We start from the raw sequence: 17,230 nt of genomic DNA, 5'->3' as shown, positions 1-17,230 counted from the left end.
GGCCGGGGCGCGACACCGCCCCCCGCCCCGGAACGCGCCCGCCCCCACCACCCCGGGGGCGGGCGCGGTCGTCTTTCACCAGGACATGAGGAGAGCCCGGCCGGAAGACTCCGGCCGGGCTCTCCTCATGTCCTGGTGAAGGTCTACAGCCCCTGCCACTTCGGCTTGGCGGCGTAGGTGTCCCGGAAGTACGGGGCGAGCCGCAGCTTGGAGGCGGCCGCCTCGTCCACGACCACGGTCGCGTGCGGGTGGAGCTGGAGCGCGGAGGCGGGGACCACCGAGGCGACCGGGCCCTCCACCGTGTCGGCCACGGCCTGCGCCTTCCCCTCGCCGGTGGCCAGCAGCACCAGGTGGCGGGCGTCCAGGATGGTGCCGATGCCCTGGGTGATGACGTGGTGGGGGACCTCGTCCAGGCTGTCGAAGAACCGGGCGTTGTCCCGCCGGGTCTGCTCGGTCAGCGTCTTGATCCGGGTGCGCGAGGCGAGCGAGGAGCAGGGCTCGTTGAACCCGATGTGCCCGTCGGTGCCGATCCCGAGCAGCTGGAGGTCGACACCCCCGGCCGCCCCGAGCGCCGCGTCGTACGCCTCGCAGGCGGCCTGGACGTCCTCGGCGGAGCCGTCGGGCCCCATGAAGGACGAGGCCGGCAGCCCGAGCGGCTCGACCACCTCGCGCAGCACCACCGAGCGGTACGACTCCGGGTGCCCGGGCGGCAGCCCCACGTACTCGTCGAGCTGGCAGATCCGGGCCCGCGAGGCGTCCACGGCACCGTCGGAGACCTTCGCCGCCAGCGCCTGGTAGACGGGCAGGGGAGTCGAACCCGTCGCCACCCCGAGCAGGGCGTCGGGCTTGCGCCGCAGCAGGGCGGCGATGGCGTCGGCGATCAGCTCGCCGCCCGCCCTGGCGTCCGGAACGATGACAACTTCCACGCGTGGCCTGCCGATCTGAGGTGGGACAGCTGGTATAGACCAATCTAACAGAGGGCGGGATCTTTCCGGGGTGCGAATCGCACCCCAGTGGTGCCCTGTACCGGGAGGGTGAACCACCCCGCCCCCGGGCCCGTGTTGAAGAAAGAGACGGCAAAGTGTGGACGCGACACGCCTGCCGTGAACTACTGAACAAAACCTTGGCCGCACGCATGGACAGCGGCGAATGGTCTAGTCCACAATGGCGACATGAAGCCTCCGCCCTTCCCGCACAGAAGGGCGGACCGGGGACCCGGCACTCTCTGCCCTGACTGTTCCGGCTCCCCCTGACCGGCCCACGGGACCGCACACCCGCCGGCCGGTGGTTGCTCCGGGCTGCGGTGCCGGGCGGGTTGAGGGTCCCACCCAGGCGCCGCGGCCCGCGGGTGTTTCGGGGGCCAGATCCAGCCCGGCCGGAGCTTGGGGCCATCTTGAAGCGGCACCCCGGACAGGCCGGAGCAGGCGAACCCGAGCGCGGCCCAGCCCCCGGGAAACCCCCGGCGTCAGCCGGGTACGCTCGCCGGTGTGCCGTCCATGAACGAACTCGTCCGCCAGCACACCGCTCTAGGTGACACCGACCTGGAGTGGCTGCACCTGCTGGTCTCGGAGTGGCAGCTCCTCTCCGACCTCTCCTTCGCCGACCTCATCCTGTGGGTCCCCACCCGGGACGGCACCCGCTACGTCTCGGTCGCCCAGATGCGCCCGAACACGGGCCCGACCTCGTACCAGAACGACATGGTCGGCCACCTGGTCCCGCGCGGGCGCCGCCCCATGCTCGACCTCGCCCTCGACGAGGGCCGGATCGTGCGCGAGGGCGACCCGGAGTGGCGCGAGGAGGTGCCGGTACGGGTCGAGTCCATCCCGGTCTGCCGCGAGGGGCGCATCCTCGGAGTCATCGCCCGCAACACCAACCTGCTGACCGTGCGCACCCCGAGCCGCCTGGAGCTGACCTACCTCCAGAGCGCCTCCGACCTGGCGCAGATGATCGCCGCGGGCAGCTTCCCCTTCGCCGACCAGCAGGGCGACACCGACGTCTCCCCGCGCGCCGGCGACGGCCTGATCCGCCTGGACGCCGACGGCATCGTCCAGTACGCCTCCCCGAACGCCCTCTCCGCGTACCACCGGCTCGGCCTCGCCGCCGATCTGGTGGGCCATCACCTCGGCCAGACCACCACCGAGCTGGCCCCGGCCCGGGGCGCGGTCGACGAGGCGATGGTGAAGCTGGCCAGCGGGTGGGCGCCGCGCGAGGCGGAGGTGGAGGGGAGTGACGGCGTCATCCAGCTCCGGGCCATCCCGCTGCGGCCCAAGGGCACCCACATCGGTTCGCTGGTCCTCCTCCGCGACGTGACCGAACTGCGCCGCCGCGAGCGCGAGTTGATGACCAAGGACGCCACCATCCGGGAGATCCACCACCGGGTGAAGAACAACCTCCAGACGGTGGCGGCCCTGCTCAGGCTCCAGGCCCGCCGGATCGACTCCGAACGCGGCCGGGAGGCGCTGGTGGAGGCGGTCCGCCGGGTCGGCTCGATCGCCATCGTCCACGAGACGCTCTCCCAGAACCTCGACGAGCGCGTGGAGTTCGACGAGATCGCCGACCGGGTCCTCGCGATGGTCGCCGAGATCTCGCCCGGCCGGGTGGAGGGCCGGCGCACCGGCCGGTTCGGCATCCTCGACGCCGAGGTGGCCACCCCGCTCTCCATGGTCCTGACCGAAGTCCTCCAGAACGCCCTGGAACACGGCTTCCGCCCCGGCGACACCGGTGAGGTCGAGGTCTCGGCGGTGCGTGGCGGCACCCGTAAGGACGCCCGGCTGCTCATCACCGTGCAGGACAACGGGGTCGGCCTGCCCGAGGGGTTCGACGCGCACACCGCGGGCAATCTGGGGCTCCAGATCGTCCGGACCCTGGTGGAGGGCGAGTTGGGCGGGACCTTCGACATGAACAGCGCCCCGGAGGGCGGCGCCCGCGTCCTGCTCGACATCCCGGTCCGCGGCGACCTCTGAACGAACCGGGGCGCCCGCGGTGAGCCGGGGCGCCCGGAGCATTCAACCGGCGCGCGGCGTACGACCGTTGCGCGCCCGGGAATGCGCCGAGCCCCCGGACCCTGGTGGGGTCCGGGGGCTCGTTTCAGTCTTCGAGCGCATCCGGGGGTACTGCGCGCTGCGTTTCAAGGGCGGGGTGTGCGCACACGTCGTGCGCGCCGCCGGCCAGGCTCTGGGTGTCAGGCGCTCGCGTTGCGCGCCCGGTTGCGGGCGGCGCGGCGCTTCATTGCGCGGCGCTCGTCCTCGCTGAGGCCACCCCAGACGCCGGAGTCCTGACCGGACTCGAGCGCCCACTGCAGGCACTGCTCAGCAACGGGGCAGCGACGGCAGACGGCCTTGGCTTCCTCGATCTGCAGCAGCGCAGGACCGGTGTTGCCGATGGGGAAGAAGAGCTCGGGGTCTTCCTCGCGGCAAACGGCGTTGTGACGCCAGTCCATGGCTGCTACCTCTCCGTGGTGTTACATGCAAGTTGCTTGTGAATGTGAACGCTTTCACGAATCCCTCAACAAGTGAAGGGCCGACGACCAGATGGACTGGTGTGGTCCAGACTTTGAGGAGGGGTTCTGGCTCTCAGTGGAGGCCGGTGTTGCGGGCCGTCCCGAGCGCCATGTAGAGATTCCCAAACCTCGGCAGCGGATACAACCCCTTCCGGAAACTTTTTTTGGATTCCTCGGTGTCGGCTAGGTCACAGCCGTACTTCCATGGGGTGGACCCTGGTCTAAACGTTCGAGTGAAAGGACTTTTGCCCTTTCCGCTCACACAATCACACGCAGTGCACGGCGAACGCCTGCGAACGTCACGCTGGTACGCAGTCCTAGGTGGTCGCCGTCCATCTGGAAGGGCAGCGGAGCCTTCGAATGCAAGGTGAACTCGGTCAGGTCATGCCGTGACAGGGCGTGACGACCGCGAGGTCCGCGCTCGGGGCTCGATGCCAGCAACTGCGTGCCGTAGCGGGCCACCGCCATGGTGGAGAGCCTGCTCAGACCGAAGATGTCCAAACCCGTCTCGAAGGAGGCGCGGGGCGAGGCGTATATCGGGCGGTTGCCCAGGTAGGTCCAGGGCGCGGTGTTGCAGACCACCGAGAGGACCAGGTCGTCGACGGGTTCCTGGCCCGGCTGCTCCAGGGTGATCAGGCCGTGCCGGCGGTGCGGCTCGCCGACGAACTGGCGCAGCACCTGGCGGACGTAGAGCGGGTGGGTGGAGCGGCGGCCGCGTTCGCGGTGCTGTTCGACCCGCCCGATCACCCCGGCGTCGAAGCCGAGGCCGGCGGTGAAGGTGAACCAGCGGCCCGGAACCGCCTCGTCCTCCGAGCCGGGGGTACCGCTCGCCAGGCCCAGGCTGACCGTGCGCTGGCTGCCGGTGCGCAGGGCGTCCAGCAGGGCGCCGGTCGCCTCCACCGGGTCGTTGGGCAGGCCGAGCGCCCGGGCGAAGACGTTGGTCGAACCGCCGGGGACGACGGCGAGGCCGGGCAGCCGGTCGGGGTCGGGGCCGTCGTGCAGGAGGCCGTTGACCACCTCGTTGACGGTGCCGTCGCCGCCGAGGGCGACCACCATGTCGACATCGGCGCTGGCCGCCGCGAGCCGCCCGATGTCCCGGGCGTGGCCGCGGTACTCGGTCGTCACCGCCTCCAGCTTGACCTCGCTGGCCAGCGCGTGGATCAGTACGTCCCGTGTACGGGCACTTGTGGTGGTGGCTGCCGGATTGACCACGAGGAGTGCGCGCATGCGTTGCAGCGTACCCAGCCACGGGCGCCCGGCTCACCCCGGTACGTCTCCACGGGCCCCGGGGAGACGTCGGCCGGCGGGACGGGGCTACCCTGCTGGGGTGAGTACTGAGCAGACCCCCACCGACCCGGGCCCGAGGCCCACCCGGCTCACCGTGGTCGCCGCCCTCGCGGCGGCGGAGGGTCTGGCGCTGGTCGTCGTCGGCCTCGTCCTCGCCGTCCGCGCCCTGCTCGGCGACGGGGAGCTGCGGTCGGCCCTGACCGGCGGCCTCACCCTGGTGGCGCTCGGCGTCATTCCGCTGGCCGCCGCCCGCGGTCTGCTGGCCCGCCGCAGCTGGAGCCGCGGGCCCGCGATCATCACCCAGATCCTGGCGCTGCCGGTGGCCTGGCAGTTCCTCCAGGCCGACAGCGTCCTCATCCCCGGCGGCGTCGTGCTCGCCGTGGTCGCGATCAGCGCGCTGGTGATGCTGGTCAACCCGGCGACCACCATCGACCTCGGCATCCGGCCGCCCGGCGCCGAGCGCTGACCGGGCCGCCTACTCCTCCACCAGGAGCTTCTCGCGCAGCTGCGCGAGCGTCCTGGCCAGCAGCCGGGAGACGTGCATCTGCGAGATGCCGACCTCCTGGGCGATCTGCGACTGGGTCATGTTGCCGAAGAAGCGGAGCAGCAGGATGCGCTTCTCGCGCGGCGGGAGATCCTCCAGCAGCGGCTTGAGCGACTCCCGGTACTCCACGCCCTCCAGCGCCTCGTCCTCCGAGCCGAGCGTGTCGGCGACGGCCGGGGACTCGTCGTCGGTGTCGGGGACGTCCAGGGAGAGCGTCGAGTAGGCGTTGGCCGACTCCAGGCCCTCCAGCACCTCCTCCTCGGAGATGCCCAGCTTCTCGGCCAGCTCGTGCACGGTCGGCGAGCGCCCGTGCCGCTGGGAGAGCTCGGCGGTGGCCGAGGTGAGCGAGAGCCGCAGCTCCTGGAGGCGGCGCGGCACCCGCACCGCCCACCCCTTGTCGCGGAAGTGCCGCTTGATCTCGCCGACCACCGTGGGCGTGGCGTAGGTGGAGAACTCCACGCCGCGCTCCGGGTCGAAGCGGTCGACCGACTTGATCAGGCCGATCGTCGCCACCTGGGTCAGGTCGTCCAGCGGCTCGCCGCGGTTGCGGAAGCGGCGGGCCAGGTGCTCGACCAGCGGCAGGTGCATGCGGACCAGCCGGTTGCGCAGCTCCGCGTACTCGGGGCCGCCGGCCGGCAGGGTGCGCAGCTCGATGAAGAGGGCGCGGGCGCCGCTGCGGTCGTGCGGGTCCGGGCGGTCCACGGGGGCGCCTGCCGGCGGCGCCTGGTCCTTCTGGTGCTCCGGCTGGTCGTCCTGCCCGCCCGGCTTCTCGTCCTGGTGCTTGTCCTCGGTCATTGGTCCCGCCTGCTCCGCGACATCCCAGGGGCCGTGCGCAGCCCGTCCGTCCTTCCCGCCCGGGGCGCGGGGCGGTGGCCGCTCCACGCCCTCGGGGTGCTGCCGGGCCTGCTGCTGCCCCGGGAGGTTCCCCCGGGCGGCGGCAGGACCGGCGGCCGGTCGGTCCCCGCCGCCGGTCGCGGGGGGACTCCAGGTGCTGTGCGTCTCCTCAGGCACCGGTTCCCCGTCCCTCACGCCGGACCGGGGCCCGCGCCGCGTTGCTTGTGCAGGCTGATCGAGACGGTGTTGTCCTCGGCGACCGAGGAGTCGACCTTGCCCGCGAGTGCGGAGAGCACCGTCCAGGCGAACGTGTCCCGCTCGGGGGCCTTGCCGTCGGTGGTGGGTGCCGACACCGTCACCTCCAGTGAGTCGTCGATCAGCCGGAAGACGCAGCCGAGGACTGAGCCCGGCACGGCCTGCTGGAGCAGAATCGCGCACGCCTCGTCCACGGCGATGCGCAGGTCCTCGATCTCGTCGAGGGTGAAGTCCAAACGCGCCGCGAGGCCGGCCGTGGCCGTCCGCAGCACCGACAGGTAGGCACCCGCTGCCGGCAGCCGGACTTCCACGAAGTCCTGGGTCCCGGGCTCGCCTGCGATAGGGGACACCCTCACCTCCAAGGTGGTACAAGCACTTTCGGGGCTCCGGGGAGGAGTCCCCGGGACGCGCCACGTTCCAGCCGTGACGCTACCGCGCCGCTGAGGTCCGTGTCCCAGGACCCCCGCCCCTGTGCCTCACTCATAGTAAGCATACTTATACGCAGGGTGGCTAGGGGTCTGCGGAGCTCAATTGGAAAGTCCGGGCGCCGGGTTGACGTACCCAGCGCTCAGACGATCGAACCGTCCGCGTAGCACCAGCGCCACGACTCGCCCGGCTCCGCGCTGCGCATCACCGGGTGGCCGCTCTCGCGGAAGTGGGCCGTCGCGTGCCGGTACGGGGAGGAGTCGCAGCACGCCACATGGCCGCAGTGCAGGCACTTCCGCAACTGGACCGGGTTGCTCCCGACCGCCAGGCACTCCAGGCAGGTGTCCGCCGACGGGGCGGGCTCGGGGTGCGGCAGCTCGGCGACATGGGCGCATTTGTTCATGATGGGCAGGTTAACGCGGCTTCTGTGATGCCTGTCATATTCTGCCGCCCGGCGCCGGGAAGGACGGGACCACCCGCCATGGACGTACTGCCGCTGCTGCTCCTGGTCGCGGGCAGCACCGCCGTCGCGGGAGCGGCCCGGCGCACGGCCGTCCCCGCGCCGCTGGTCCTGGTCACCGCCGGCCTGCTCGTGTCGTACATCCCGGGCGTGCCCGCGTACACGCTCGACCCGGAGATCGTGCTGCCGATGGTGCTGCCGCCGCTGCTGCACACGGCCGCCATGGACAGCTCCTACCTGGATCTGCGGGCCCAGGTGCGCTCCGTCGCGCTGCTCTCGGTCGGGTACACGCTCTTCGCGACGCTCGTCGTCGGCTGGGCCGTCCACCTGATCGTGCCCGACCTGCCGCTCACCGCCGCCCTGGTCCTCGGCGCCGTCGTCGCGCCGCCGGACGCGGTCGCCGCCACCGCCGTCGCCCGGCGGGTCGGACTGCCCTCGCGCATCACCACGATCCTCCAGGGCGAGTCCCTGGTGAACGACGCCACCGCCATCACCGCCTACCGGGTCGCCGTCGCCGCGGCGGTCGGCGAGAGCGCCGGACTGCTGCACGCCGGGACCGAGTTCCTCGTGGCCTCGCTCGGCGGCGTCGCCGTCGGCCTGGTCCTCATGGTGCCGCTCCACCGGCTCCGCACCCACCTGCACGAACCCCTGTTCAAGAACACCCTCTCGCTGCTCATCCCGTTCGCCGCCTACGCGCTGGCCGAGTACGCCGGCGCCTCCGGGGTGCTGGCCGTGGTGGTCGTCGCCCTCTACCTCGGCCACCACTCCTGGCAGGTCGACTTCGCCACCCGGCTCCAGGAGGACGCCGTCTGGAAGATGGTCGCCTTCGTCCTGGAGTCGGCCGTCTTCGCGCTGATCGGCCTCCAGCTGCCGCTGGTCGTCGGCGGCCTCGGCGACTACCACGTGGGGGAGGTCCTCTGGTACGCCCTCGCGGTCTTCCTGGTGGTGGTCGCCACCCGGTTCGTCTGGACCTACCCGGCCGTCTACCTGCCCCGGCTGGCCTCCCGCCGCATCCGCGCCCGCGAACCCGACCCCACCTGGAAGGGCCCCTTCGCCGTCGCCTGGGCCGGGATGCGCGGCGTCGTCTCGCTCGCCGTCGCCTTCTCGATCCCGCACACGGTCCACGAGGGCGGCCCCTTCCCGTACCGGAACCTGATCCTCTTCCTGACCTTCACCACCGTCATCGGCACCCTCGTCGTGCAGGGCCTCACCCTGCCCGCCCTCATCCGGCTGCTCCGCCTGCCCGGCCGCGACGTCCGCGCGGAGACGCTGCTGGAGGCCCAGGCGCAGAACGCCGCCTCCGAGGCCGCCGAGCGCCGCCTCGACACGCTCCTCGCCGACCCGCGCAACGCCCTGCCCGAGCCGCTCGCCGACCGGCTCCGGTCCGTGCTGGAGCGCCGCCGGAACGCGGTCTGGGAACGGCTGGGCACCGTCAACCCGCAGACCGGCGAGAGCGTCGACGACACCTACCGGCGGCTGGCCCGCTCCATGATCGCCTCCGAACGGGAGGTCTTCGTCGCCCTGCGCGACCGGCGCCACATCGACGACGAGATGCTCCGCGACCTGCTGCGCCGCCTCGACCTGGAGGAGGCGGCGGCCTACCGGGAGGAAGGGTGACCCCCTACGCCTCGGGGAACGGGCGGCCGGTGACCACCGCCGCCAGCGCCGTGCCCCGGCGAAAGCGGCCGTCCGCCGCCAGCGCGGCCAGGCCGTGCAGGAGTTTGGCGACGTAGACGCGCTCCACGCCGAGGCCGTGCCGCTGCTCGAAGGCGGCGGCGAACTCCTCCAGCGCCGGGCTGGTCCGCGCGTAACCGCCGTGGTGGAAGCCGTCCTCGACGGTCCACCGGCCGCGATCGCCGCCGAACGCCGCCCGCTGGTGCGCCGCCACCTGCGCGCCGAGGAAGCCGCCCTTCAGCACGGCGACGCCCACCGCCTCCTGCTCGGGGGCGAGCCCCGCCGCGAGACCGGCCAGGGTGCCCCCGGTGCCGCAGGCGACGGCGACCGTCGGCACGCTCTCCCGCAGCGCGGCCAGCTCCTCGCCGAGCACCGCGCAGGCCCGGACCGCCGCGGCGTCCGAACCGCCCTCGGGCACGACGCGCACCGGCCGCCCGGGCCCGGCGGCCTCGGCCACCAGCGCGTCCCGGACGGCCGGGTCGCCCCTGAGCCGGTACCGGGAGCGGCTGACGAAGACCAGCCGCATGCCGTCGGCGCGGCACCGTGCGAGGGAGGGATTGAGAGGGCGGCCGGCCAGCTCCTCGCCCCGGACGACGCCGACGGTCGGGAAGCCGAGGAGCCGCCCGGCCGCCGCCGTCGCCCGCAGGTGGTTGGACCAGGCCCCGCCGAAGGTCACCACCGTCCGTCCGTCGGCCCCCTGGAGAACCGGCGCGAGCTTGCGCCACTTGTTCCCCGGGATGTCCGGGTGGATGAGGTCGTCCCGCTTCAGCAGCAGCCGTACCCCGTACCGCTCGAAGGCCGGCTCGCGCAGCTCCTGCACCGGTGAGGGGAGCAGCGGGCGCACCGGCTCGCGGTGCGCCCGGCCGTCCCGGGCACGGGGTACGGACGGCTCCGGGCCGGGCGGTACGGGGTCGGGGTGGGGGCTCACCCCTCCATTGTCGGCCCGGCCGCCGCGCGCCTCACTTCAGGCGGCCCTTGATGCGCTCGCGCATCGACTTCATGGTGAAGCCGCGGGGGTCTATCTTGCCGGGCTGCCACTCCAGGTGGCCGATGACGGACTGCTGGTTCCAGCCGTGGACGCGGCAGACGGCGGCCGAGACCCTCTCGATCGCGTCGAGCTGGGCGCTGGTCCAGGGGTCCTCGCCGTCGCCCAGGTTCTCGCACTCGAAGCCGTAGAAGCGGGCGTTGCCGTCGGTGTTCGCCTCGTTGACCGGGGGATAGCCGGCGCGCTCGGCGATGACCGCCGCCAGGACGTCGTCGTCGCCGAGCCCCGCGTGGTTGGCCCTGCCGTAGCCGACCAGGTGGACCCGGCCGTCCTTGGTGATGACGCCGTGGCAGAGCGGGCCGGGCAGCCCGGAATAGCCCTTACGGCAGATGTCGACCGTGCGGGCGCTGCCCGAGGTGACCGTGTGGTGGATCATCACGCCGTTCACGGGCCCCCAGGCGCCCTTGCTGTTGCGGTTGTGGCTGCGCCAGCTGCCCACCTCGACGACGGTGACCCCTTCGTCCTTGAGGGCCTTGAGGAATCTGTCCGCTGACATGGGTGGGGCCATGCCGCCTCCTTCGGGTGCGAAGCGGTGCCCGCCCGGTGCGCGGGCACCTCGTGTGGATCGCTTTGTACCCGCGATCCACGTCCGTCAAGACCGCGCATGGCCCACAGGACGCGTGTACGACGTGATCCGGCCAGCCGGTGGGCCCGCGAGCATGCGCGGGCCCACCCCGCCGGACCGTCAGCGCAGCCCCTGCTCCCCGTGGGTGGCGATGTGCTGCTCCAGGGCGCGCAGGGCGTCCTGGGTGGCGCGGGGGTCGCCGCCCCGGCGCTGCTCGGCGTAGTACGCGGAGCCCAGCTTCTTCAGCAGGTCGGCGCCGGCCCGCTGCACCTGCACCTCGTCGATCTTCTGCTTGCCCTGGGCGAGGCCGCGCTGGGCCTGCTCCTTGGCGCGGTCGAGGAATCCAGCCATGGTCCGTGCTCCTTCTGTCCTGGGTGCCCCGCTCGGGGCCCCGGTGTCCGCGAGGCGCGGGGCCGCCGCCCGGACCCCGTGGACCGGGCGCGGCTTCCGTCGGGCTCAACGGGCCGCGCACACGGGTGGTTCCCGGTGGTTCGCCCGACGTGTCCCAGGACGGTGCCAGGACGGTGACGGCGGATCAGGCGGCCGCGTCGGCCGAGGCGAGCCACAGGTCGGGCCCGAACACCTCGTAGTGGATGTCGGCCGGGCGTACCCCCTGCTCCAGGAGCTGTTCGCGGACGGCGCGCATGAACGGCAGCGGTCCGCAGAGGTAGGCGCGGGTGCCGGGGGCCACCGGGACCGCCTTGAGGTCGACGCGGCCGGTGAGCGCGCCGGGGCCGGCGGTGGGCTCCTCGTACCAGAAGTGGGCCTCGGCGTCGGCGAGCCGGCCGGTGAGTTCGGTGTGGAGGGTGCGCAGCGGGTGCATGGCGGGGGTGCGGTCGCCGTGCACGACGGTGACGCGGCCCTCGTGGGCCCGCTCGGCCAGTTCGCCGAGCATGGCGACGACCGGGGTGCAGCCGATCCCGGCGGAGGCGAGCAGGACCGGGGCCGGGCGGCCGTCGGCGCCGGGGGTGGGGTCGAGGACGAGGTCGCCGTAGGGCGCCGAGAGGTCCAGCAGGTCACCGGCGCGGGTGTGGGCGTGCAGGTGTCCGGAGACCTCACCCTCGGGCCCAGGACCGCCCGGGACGCGCTTGACGGCGATGGTCCGCTCGTCACCCGTGCAGGCGCCGGTCAGCGAGTACTGGCGGATCTGCCGGGCGCCGTCGGGCAGTTCGACCCGTACGGAGACGTACTGGCCTGCCCGGAAGGGGGCGGCGGGGCGGCCGTCGGCGGGGCGCAGCCGCAGGACGGCGACCTCCGGGGTGTCGTCGTGGCGGGCGACGACCTCCCAGGGGCGCCAGGTCCCGGCCGCCAGGACGTCCTGCTCGGCCGTGAGCCGTTCCTCCGTCGTGGCCAGGGCGTTGGCCATCAGCCAGTACACCTCGTCCCACGCCTCGGCGACCTGCGGGGTGACCGCCTCGCCGAGCACGTCCGCGATGGCGGCGAAGAGGTGCTGGTGGACCAGGGCGTACTGGTCGCGGGTGACGCCGAGCGAGGCGTGCTTGTGGGCGATCCGGGCGAGCATCGCGTCGGGGCGGCTGTCCGGGTGGTCGAGCAGGTGGCCGGCGAAGGCGGCTATCGACCCGGCGAGCGCCTGCCGCTGGGTCCCGGCGGCCTGGTTGCCGCGGTTGAAGAGGTCGCGCAGCAGCTCCGGGCGGTCGGCGAAGAGCCGGTCGTAGAACTGCCCGGTGATCTCGCCGATCGCCGCGCCGACGGCGGGCAGGGTGGCGCGGACGGTGGCGGCCGATCGCTCGGTGAGCATGGGGACTCCTTGAGGGCTTGAGAGCTTGAGGGGTTGTCGAGGTGAGGAGGAGGCGTCGTTTAATTGGCTTCTGAGATTCCAATTTTGCGGCGCGCGGAGGTGTGGATGGCCGGTGGGAGGGGAGGTGTCAGAGCTCGTCGGGGGCCCGGCTGCGGGCGATGTCGAGCAGGACGGGGCCGGCCGGGGAGGCCGCGAGGCCGCCGACGGTCAGCGGGTCGAGGGCGGCGAAGAAGGCTTCCTGGGCCTGACGGAGGGCGCCGCGCAGGCGGCAGGCGGAGCGCAGCGGGCACGGCGCGGCGCCCTCGCACTCCACGACGTCGCCGGTGCCCTCCAGTTCGCGCACCAGGGCGCCGACGGAGGCGGAGCGGCCGGCCGCGGTGAGGGTGAGCCCGCCGCCGCGTCCCCGGCGGGCCTCGACGAGGCCGAGGTGCTGGAGCCGGGCGACCGCCTTGGCGGTGTGGGTGTACGGGACGCGCATCCCGGCGGCGACCTCCCGGGTGGTGGGGAGGTCGCCGGTGGCCCGTGGGTCCTCGACGGCGAGCCGCATGAGGACGCGAAGTGCCAGGTCGGTGAAGCGCGTGAGCCGCATGGTCGCAGCCTAGAAAACTTGCACATGCGATGCAACTTAAGGCTCTCGTAGGGGGTTGTTCGAAAGAAACAGCAAGCTGCCCCGCCGGGGAGTCGATCATTCCCACTCGTTTGTGTAATGGCGTGACTCCAGTGGGTGATGGAAGTCTGGGCGCCGAGTTCAGTGTTTGATCGGGAGGGCAATTTCATGTCGGTAGGCGAAGAGATCCGCGCGGAGCAGGCCACACCCCAGCAGAGTCTGGCCACATCCGCCGCGCGGAATCTGGCCACCACCACCAAGTCCGTGCCGCAGATGCAGGAGATCAGCTCGCGCTGGCTGCTGCGCACGCTGCCCTGGGTGGACGTGCAGGGCGGTACGTACCGGGTCAACCGCAGGCTCAGCTACTCGGTCGGCGACGGCCGGGTGACCTTTGTGAAGACCGGGGACCGCGTCGAGGTCATCCCCGCCGAGCTGGGCGAGCTGCCCGCGCTGCGGGAGTTCCAGGAGCAGGACGTCCTCGGCGAACTGGCCTCGCGCTGCGAGCAGCGCGAGTTCGAGGCCGGGGAGACGCTCGCCTCCTTCGGCAGCCGCACCGACGCCGTCTTCCTCCTGGCTCACGGCCGCGTCGAGAAGATCGGCACCGGCCCCTACGGAGACGACTCCGTCCTCGGCGTCCTCGCCGACGGCGCCTACTTCGGCGAGCAGGCCCTCACCGACCCGGAGGCCATCTGGGAGTACACGGCGCGTGCCGCCACCCACTGCACCGTCCTGGTCCTCCCCGCCGACCAGGTGGCACAGGTCGCCGAGCGCGCCGAGCCGCTCGCCGCCCACCTGCGGCAGATCCGCTCCCTGCCGCAGCAGCGGACCAACAAGTACGGCGAGGCCCCCATCGACCTCTCCGCCGGCCACGTCGGCGAGGCCGTCCTCCCCGGCACCTACGTGGACTACGAGGCCTCGCCCCGCGAGTACGAGCTGAGCGTCGCCCAGACCGTCCTGCGCATCCACAGCCGCGTCGCCGACCTCTACAACCAGCCGATGAACCAGACGGAGCACCAGCTCCGCCTGACCGTCGAGGCACTCAAGGAGCGCCAGGAGCACGAACTCATCAACAACCGCGAGTTCGGCCTGCTCAACAACTGCGAGTACGAGCAGCGGCTCCAGCCGCACGCCGGTGTGCCCAGCCCGGACGACATGGACGAACTCCTCAGCCGCCGCCGGGGATCGAAGCTCTTCCTCGCCCACCCGCGCGCCATCGCCGCCTTCGGCCGGGAGTGCACCAGGCGCGGGATCTACCCGGAGTCGGTGGAGGTCGCCGGCAATCGCGTCCCGGCCTGGCGCGGCGTCCCGATCTTCCCGAGCAACAAGATCCCGGTCACCGAGGCCCGCACCAGCTCCATCATCTGCATGCGTACGGGCGAGGAGGACCAGGGCGTCATCGGTCTGCGGCAGAGCGGCATCCCGGACGAGATCGAGCCCAGCCTCTCGGTCCGCTTCATGGGCATCAGCGAGCAGGCGATCATCTCCTACCTGGTGACGACCTACTACTCGGCGGCGGTCCTCGTCCCGGACGCCCTCGGAGTCCTGGAGAACGTCGAAATCGGCCGCTGGCACTGAGCGGTCGCCGATGAACCGCACCCACCACGGCCCGTCCGGCCGGCCGTCCGCCCAGGGCGGCGGGCCGGGGGCCACGGCGGAGCCCGCCGCCTCCGGCCAGGCGGGCGGCGGGCTCAGGGCCACCGTGCTGCGGGCCGGCCGGTGGGCGTTCACCGCGCCGCTGCGCCTGCTCTGCACCACCCTCGCCCGTCTCCTGCCCGGCACCCGGCCGGGCGGGGGCGGGGCCCAGGACGGTGACGCCTGGCCCGGCGACCTGGCCGCGCTCCGGGGGCCCGCCCCTGAAGAGGGCCGGCACCCCGACCCGCCCCCGGCCCCGCGGAAGCACGCCCCGTCGCCCTACTGCGCCATGCCGCACGTGCCCCGCGTCGCCCGCTGCCCGCACCGCCCGTCACCGGCGCCCCGGCGGCTGGGGCGCCGCTGACGGGCGGCGGCCCGGTAGCCGGGTACGGCGCGGGGCCGGCCCGGCGCGTGCGGGCGAAGTGGGGGAGTCGAGAAGGTCGCCGGGGGAACACCGTAAGGCCGGGCGCGCCGGTGTGCGAGAGCGCAAGGTGAAAGCGGAACGAAGGGCGGGTCGCCGGGCGTCTGACGGGAGTTCTGGTGGGGAAGTCGTCGTACCCGGACGCGTTCATGGGCAGGAACGGAGCGGCGCCCGAGTGGGCCGCCTCCGTGACGCCGGACAGGCGGGTGCCGGGTTCGCGGTGCGGGGAGCCGGGTGGGAAGGGGTGAGAGGCGGTCGCCGTGCGGTGGCCGGGGAGGGGACGGGCAGCGGGACGGCAGGACAGCGGGACGGCGGGACCGGGGAAAAGGGGAGAAGGGAACACCGATGACGCACACCACGCAGAGCAGAACCGACAGCCACGAGGCCGCGGAGATCCTGGACGAGGCGCGGGCGGTGGTCGGGCCCGAACTGCGCCGCGCGGTCGACACGCTGCCGGCGCCGATACGCCGTGTCGCCCGCTACCACTTCGGCTGGGAGGACGCCGCAGGACGCGTCGGCGGGGCCAACGGCGGGAAGGCGGTGCGACCGGCGCTGGTCCTCGCCGCCGTACACGCCCTGGGCGGCCGGCCCGAGCGCGCCCTGCGCAGCGCCGCCGCCGTCGAACTGACCCACAACTTCACCCTGCTCCACGACGACGTCATCGACCGCGACCGCACCCGGCGCCACCGGCCCACCGCCTGGACCGTCTTCGGCGACGCCGACGCGATCCTCGCCGGGGACGCCCTCCAGTCCCTCGCCCAGCAGTGGCTGGCCGAGGACCCGCACCCGCGGGCCGGGGCCGCCGTCGCCCGCCTCGCCCGCTGCGTCATCGAACTCTGCGCCGGACAGCACACCGACTGCGCCCTGGAGGACCGCGCCCCCACCGAGGTCTCCCTCGACGAGTGCCTCACCATGGCGGAGTCCAAGACCGGCGCCCTGCTCGGCTGCGCCTGCGCCCTCGGCGCGCTCCACGCCGACGCCGAGCCGGACCAGGTCAACGCCCTCGACGCCTTCGGGCGCGAGGCCGGGCTCGCCTTCCAGCTCATCGACGACATCATCGGCATCTGGGGCGACCCCTCACGCACCGGCAAGCCCGCGGGCGCGGACCTCACGGCGCGGAAGAAGTCGCTGCCGGTGGTCGCCGCCCTCACCTCCGGCACGGCGGCCGGGGCCGAGCTGGCGGAACGGTACGCCGGACCGCCCGAGCCGGACGAACTGGCCCGCACCATCGCGCTGGTGGAGGCGGCCGGCGGGCGGGACTGGGCGCAGGCCGAGGCGGCCGACCGGATGGGCCGTGCCGTGCAGCAGCTCTCCCTGGCCGTCCCCGATCCGGCGCGGGCCGGCGGTCTGCTCTCCCTGGCGGAGTTCGTCACGCGCCGCTCCTACTGACCCCGGCCTGATCGGCTCCGGGCGGGGCCTGATCCGCACCCGCCGGTTCCCTCGATGCCCTACCCTGCAACGGGCCCGCGCCGTACGGGAGTTGATATAGGCCCCCCGGCGCGGGGTCGATGGGTGAACGGCCGAGGCGTGCGCACCGGGCGGCAGCGGGCCGTGCGGGCCGCGCCGGACCGTCCGTGCGGGCGGGGGAGAAGGGGGCGACTGTGGGAGTGGCGACGCGTACGGCGGGGGCTGCCGACCGGGACCAGGTGGCGGCCCTGCTCGACACCGCCTTCCACGACGACCCGGTGAGCAGCTGGGTCTTCCCCGAGGAGGGGCACCGTCGCGCCGTCCACGGCCTCTTCATGGGGTGCTTCCTCGACGCGGCGCTCGCCGAGGGGCGCGTCGACCTCCTGGAGGACGGGTCGGCCGCCGCCCTGTGGCTCTCCGTCCCGGCCGGTGAGCCCGAGGGGGAGGACGACATGCCCGCCCTGATGCGGCGCACCGCCGACCCCGACAACGAGCGCGCCGAACTCGTCGGCCGCCTCACCGGGGCGATCCACCCCACCGGGCGCGCCCATGCCTACCTGTTGCTGATCGCCGTCGCCCCGGACCGGCAGGGCGAGGGACTGGGCACCGCCCTGCTCACCCCCGTCCTGGAGCAGTGCGACCGGGACGGCCTCCCCGCCTACCTGGAGGCCAGCAGCGCCCGCAGCCGCGAGCTGTACCTCCGCCTCGGTTTCACCGACCGGGGCGAGCCGCTGCGGCTCCCGGACGGCCCGCTGATGTGGCCCATGTGGCGGGAGCCCGCGACGGGGTGACGGGCCGGGTTCCGGCAGGCCCCT

Annotated in this window: 18 protein-coding genes; 7 read left to right on the top strand and 11 right to left on the bottom strand. The window is 73.2% G+C overall.

Going from position 1 to position 17,230, the window contains the following annotated elements; translation table 11 throughout:
- Positions 1–143: 143 nt before the first annotated feature.
- Complete coding sequence (gene nagB, locus OIM89_RS08335; RefSeq protein WP_030695544.1) at positions 144–926, bottom strand: glucosamine-6-phosphate deaminase; 783 nt, start codon at positions 924–926, stop codon at positions 144–146.
- Positions 927–1,496: 570 nt separating this feature from the next.
- On the opposite strand from nagB, the gene OIM89_RS08330 reads away from it, so the two are divergent.
- A complete protein-coding gene (locus tag OIM89_RS08330) occupies positions 1,497–2,963 on the top strand; it encodes a sensor histidine kinase (protein WP_226965558.1) in 1,467 nt (488 codons plus the stop codon).
- 218 nt (positions 2,964–3,181) lie between these two features.
- Here the strand turns inward: OIM89_RS08330 and OIM89_RS08325 are convergent, their stop codons facing one another.
- Positions 3,182–3,439 (bottom strand): WhiB family transcriptional regulator, encoded by a 258-nt coding sequence (locus OIM89_RS08325; RefSeq protein WP_003950777.1) that lies wholly within the window; start codon positions 3,437–3,439, stop codon positions 3,182–3,184.
- Between the two features lie 318 nt (positions 3,440–3,757).
- Positions 3,758–4,726 carry a diacylglycerol/lipid kinase family protein gene (locus tag OIM89_RS08320; protein WP_030695546.1) on the bottom strand — a complete coding sequence of 323 codons (969 nt, stop codon included), beginning with the start codon at positions 4,724–4,726 and terminating at the stop codon, positions 3,758–3,760.
- A 100-nt stretch (positions 4,727–4,826) separates the two neighbouring features.
- On the opposite strand from OIM89_RS08320, the gene OIM89_RS08315 reads away from it, so the two are divergent.
- Complete coding sequence (locus tag OIM89_RS08315; RefSeq protein ID WP_030695547.1) at positions 4,827–5,252, top strand: hypothetical protein; 426 nt, start codon at positions 4,827–4,829, stop codon at positions 5,250–5,252.
- Positions 5,253–5,261: 9 nt separating this feature from the next.
- Here OIM89_RS08315 and OIM89_RS08310 read toward each other — a convergent pair whose 3' ends face one another.
- The 3 genes from OIM89_RS08310 to OIM89_RS08300 all read right to left on the bottom strand — a co-directional run bounded on the left by OIM89_RS08310 (position 5,262) and on the right by OIM89_RS08300 (position 7,248).
- Complete coding sequence (locus OIM89_RS08310; RefSeq protein ID WP_372587999.1) at positions 5,262–6,341, bottom strand: RNA polymerase sigma factor SigF; 1,080 nt, start codon at positions 6,339–6,341, stop codon at positions 5,262–5,264.
- Between the two features lie 14 nt (positions 6,342–6,355).
- Entirely contained in the window at positions 6,356–6,769 is a 414-nt protein-coding gene (locus OIM89_RS08305; protein ID WP_003950781.1) for a hypothetical protein, read from the bottom strand.
- 218 nt (positions 6,770–6,987) lie between these two features.
- Positions 6,988–7,248 carry a UBP-type zinc finger domain-containing protein gene (locus tag OIM89_RS08300; RefSeq protein WP_030695549.1) on the bottom strand — a complete coding sequence of 87 codons (261 nt, stop codon included), beginning with the start codon at positions 7,246–7,248 and terminating at the stop codon, positions 6,988–6,990.
- A gap of 78 nt (positions 7,249–7,326) precedes the next feature.
- On the opposite strand from OIM89_RS08300, the gene OIM89_RS08295 reads away from it, so the two are divergent.
- Entirely contained in the window at positions 7,327–8,922 is a 1,596-nt protein-coding gene (locus OIM89_RS08295) for a Na+/H+ antiporter (protein ID WP_030695550.1), read from the top strand.
- Between the two features lie 4 nt (positions 8,923–8,926).
- On the opposite strand, the gene OIM89_RS08290 is transcribed toward OIM89_RS08295, so the two are convergent.
- The 5 genes from OIM89_RS08290 to OIM89_RS08270 all read right to left on the bottom strand — a co-directional run bounded on the left by OIM89_RS08290 (position 8,927) and on the right by OIM89_RS08270 (position 12,937).
- Positions 8,927–9,907: a 1-aminocyclopropane-1-carboxylate deaminase/D-cysteine desulfhydrase gene (locus OIM89_RS08290; protein WP_047467310.1), complete on the bottom strand. Its 981-nt coding sequence runs from the start codon at positions 9,905–9,907 to the stop codon at positions 8,927–8,929.
- Between the two features lie 31 nt (positions 9,908–9,938).
- The gene (locus OIM89_RS08285) at positions 9,939–10,520 is read right to left on the bottom strand and encodes an N-acetylmuramoyl-L-alanine amidase (protein WP_047467308.1); all 582 of its coding nucleotides are present in this window, start codon (positions 10,518–10,520) and stop codon (positions 9,939–9,941) included.
- Between the two features lie 189 nt (positions 10,521–10,709).
- Complete coding sequence (locus OIM89_RS08280; RefSeq protein ID WP_003950786.1) at positions 10,710–10,940, bottom strand: hypothetical protein; 231 nt, start codon at positions 10,938–10,940, stop codon at positions 10,710–10,712.
- A 184-nt stretch (positions 10,941–11,124) separates the two neighbouring features.
- Entirely contained in the window at positions 11,125–12,348 is a 1,224-nt protein-coding gene (locus OIM89_RS08275; RefSeq protein WP_247860201.1) for a globin domain-containing protein, read from the bottom strand.
- Positions 12,349–12,475: 127 nt separating this feature from the next.
- On the bottom strand, positions 12,476–12,937 hold the full coding sequence (locus tag OIM89_RS08270; protein ID WP_264491117.1) for an RrF2 family transcriptional regulator: 462 nt from the start codon (positions 12,935–12,937) through the stop codon (positions 12,476–12,478).
- Between the two features lie 186 nt (positions 12,938–13,123).
- Here OIM89_RS08270 and OIM89_RS08265 point away from each other — a divergent pair, with 186 nt between their 5' ends.
- The 4 genes from OIM89_RS08265 to OIM89_RS08250 all read left to right on the top strand — a co-directional run bounded on the left by OIM89_RS08265 (position 13,124) and on the right by OIM89_RS08250 (position 17,206).
- Positions 13,124–14,530, top strand: a complete 1,407-nt coding sequence (locus tag OIM89_RS08265; RefSeq protein WP_030695555.1) for a family 2B encapsulin nanocompartment shell protein — start codon at positions 13,124–13,126, stop codon at positions 14,528–14,530.
- A 10-nt stretch (positions 14,531–14,540) separates the two neighbouring features.
- Complete coding sequence (locus OIM89_RS08260) at positions 14,541–14,951, top strand: hypothetical protein (protein WP_217467292.1); 411 nt, start codon at positions 14,541–14,543, stop codon at positions 14,949–14,951.
- A 402-nt stretch (positions 14,952–15,353) separates the two neighbouring features.
- A complete protein-coding gene (locus tag OIM89_RS08255) occupies positions 15,354–16,397 on the top strand; it encodes a family 2 encapsulin nanocompartment cargo protein polyprenyl transferase (protein WP_030695557.1) in 1,044 nt (347 codons plus the stop codon).
- Between the two features lie 218 nt (positions 16,398–16,615).
- A complete protein-coding gene (locus tag OIM89_RS08250; RefSeq protein WP_374113481.1) occupies positions 16,616–17,206 on the top strand; it encodes a GNAT family N-acetyltransferase in 591 nt (196 codons plus the stop codon).
- Positions 17,207–17,230 lie beyond the last annotated feature (24 nt).

Source organism: Streptomyces sp. BI87, from assembly GCF_025957665.1.
GTDB lineage: Bacteria > Actinomycetota > Actinomycetes > Streptomycetales > Streptomycetaceae > Streptomyces > Streptomyces albidoflavus.
The sequence above is the reverse complement of the archived record's forward strand: the minus strand, read 5'-3'. Positions and strand labels throughout refer to the sequence as shown.

What these genes read in the sequence shown, in the direction of transcription:
- OIM89_RS08275 (WP_247860201.1), bottom strand. Translation starts at nt 12,348, where the DNA reads ATGCTCACCGAGCGATCGGCCGCCACCGTCCGCGCCACCCTGCCCGCC.
- OIM89_RS08260 (WP_217467292.1), top strand. Translation starts at nt 14,541, where the DNA reads ATGAACCGCACCCACCACGGCCCGTCCGGCCGGCCGTCCGCCCAGGGC.
- OIM89_RS08325 (WP_003950777.1), bottom strand. Translation starts at nt 3,439, where the DNA reads ATGGACTGGCGTCACAACGCCGTTTGCCGCGAGGAAGACCCCGAGCTC.
- OIM89_RS08265 (WP_030695555.1), top strand. Translation starts at nt 13,124, where the DNA reads ATGTCGGTAGGCGAAGAGATCCGCGCGGAGCAGGCCACACCCCAGCAG.
- OIM89_RS08300 (WP_030695549.1), bottom strand. Translation starts at nt 7,248, where the DNA reads ATGAACAAATGCGCCCATGTCGCCGAGCTGCCGCACCCCGAGCCCGCC.
- OIM89_RS08270 (WP_264491117.1), bottom strand. Translation starts at nt 12,937, where the DNA reads ATGCGGCTCACGCGCTTCACCGACCTGGCACTTCGCGTCCTCATGCGG.
- OIM89_RS08280 (WP_003950786.1), bottom strand. Translation starts at nt 10,940, where the DNA reads ATGGCTGGATTCCTCGACCGCGCCAAGGAGCAGGCCCAGCGCGGCCTC.
- OIM89_RS08255 (WP_030695557.1), top strand. Translation starts at nt 15,354, where the DNA reads ATGACGCACACCACGCAGAGCAGAACCGACAGCCACGAGGCCGCGGAG.
- OIM89_RS08285 (WP_047467308.1), bottom strand. Translation starts at nt 10,520, where the DNA reads ATGTCAGCGGACAGATTCCTCAAGGCCCTCAAGGACGAAGGGGTCACC.
- OIM89_RS08320 (WP_030695546.1), bottom strand. Translation starts at nt 4,726, where the DNA reads ATGCGCGCACTCCTCGTGGTCAATCCGGCAGCCACCACCACAAGTGCC.
- OIM89_RS08295 (WP_030695550.1), top strand. Translation starts at nt 7,327, where the DNA reads ATGGACGTACTGCCGCTGCTGCTCCTGGTCGCGGGCAGCACCGCCGTC.
- OIM89_RS08330 (WP_226965558.1), top strand. Translation starts at nt 1,497, where the DNA reads ATGAACGAACTCGTCCGCCAGCACACCGCTCTAGGTGACACCGACCTG.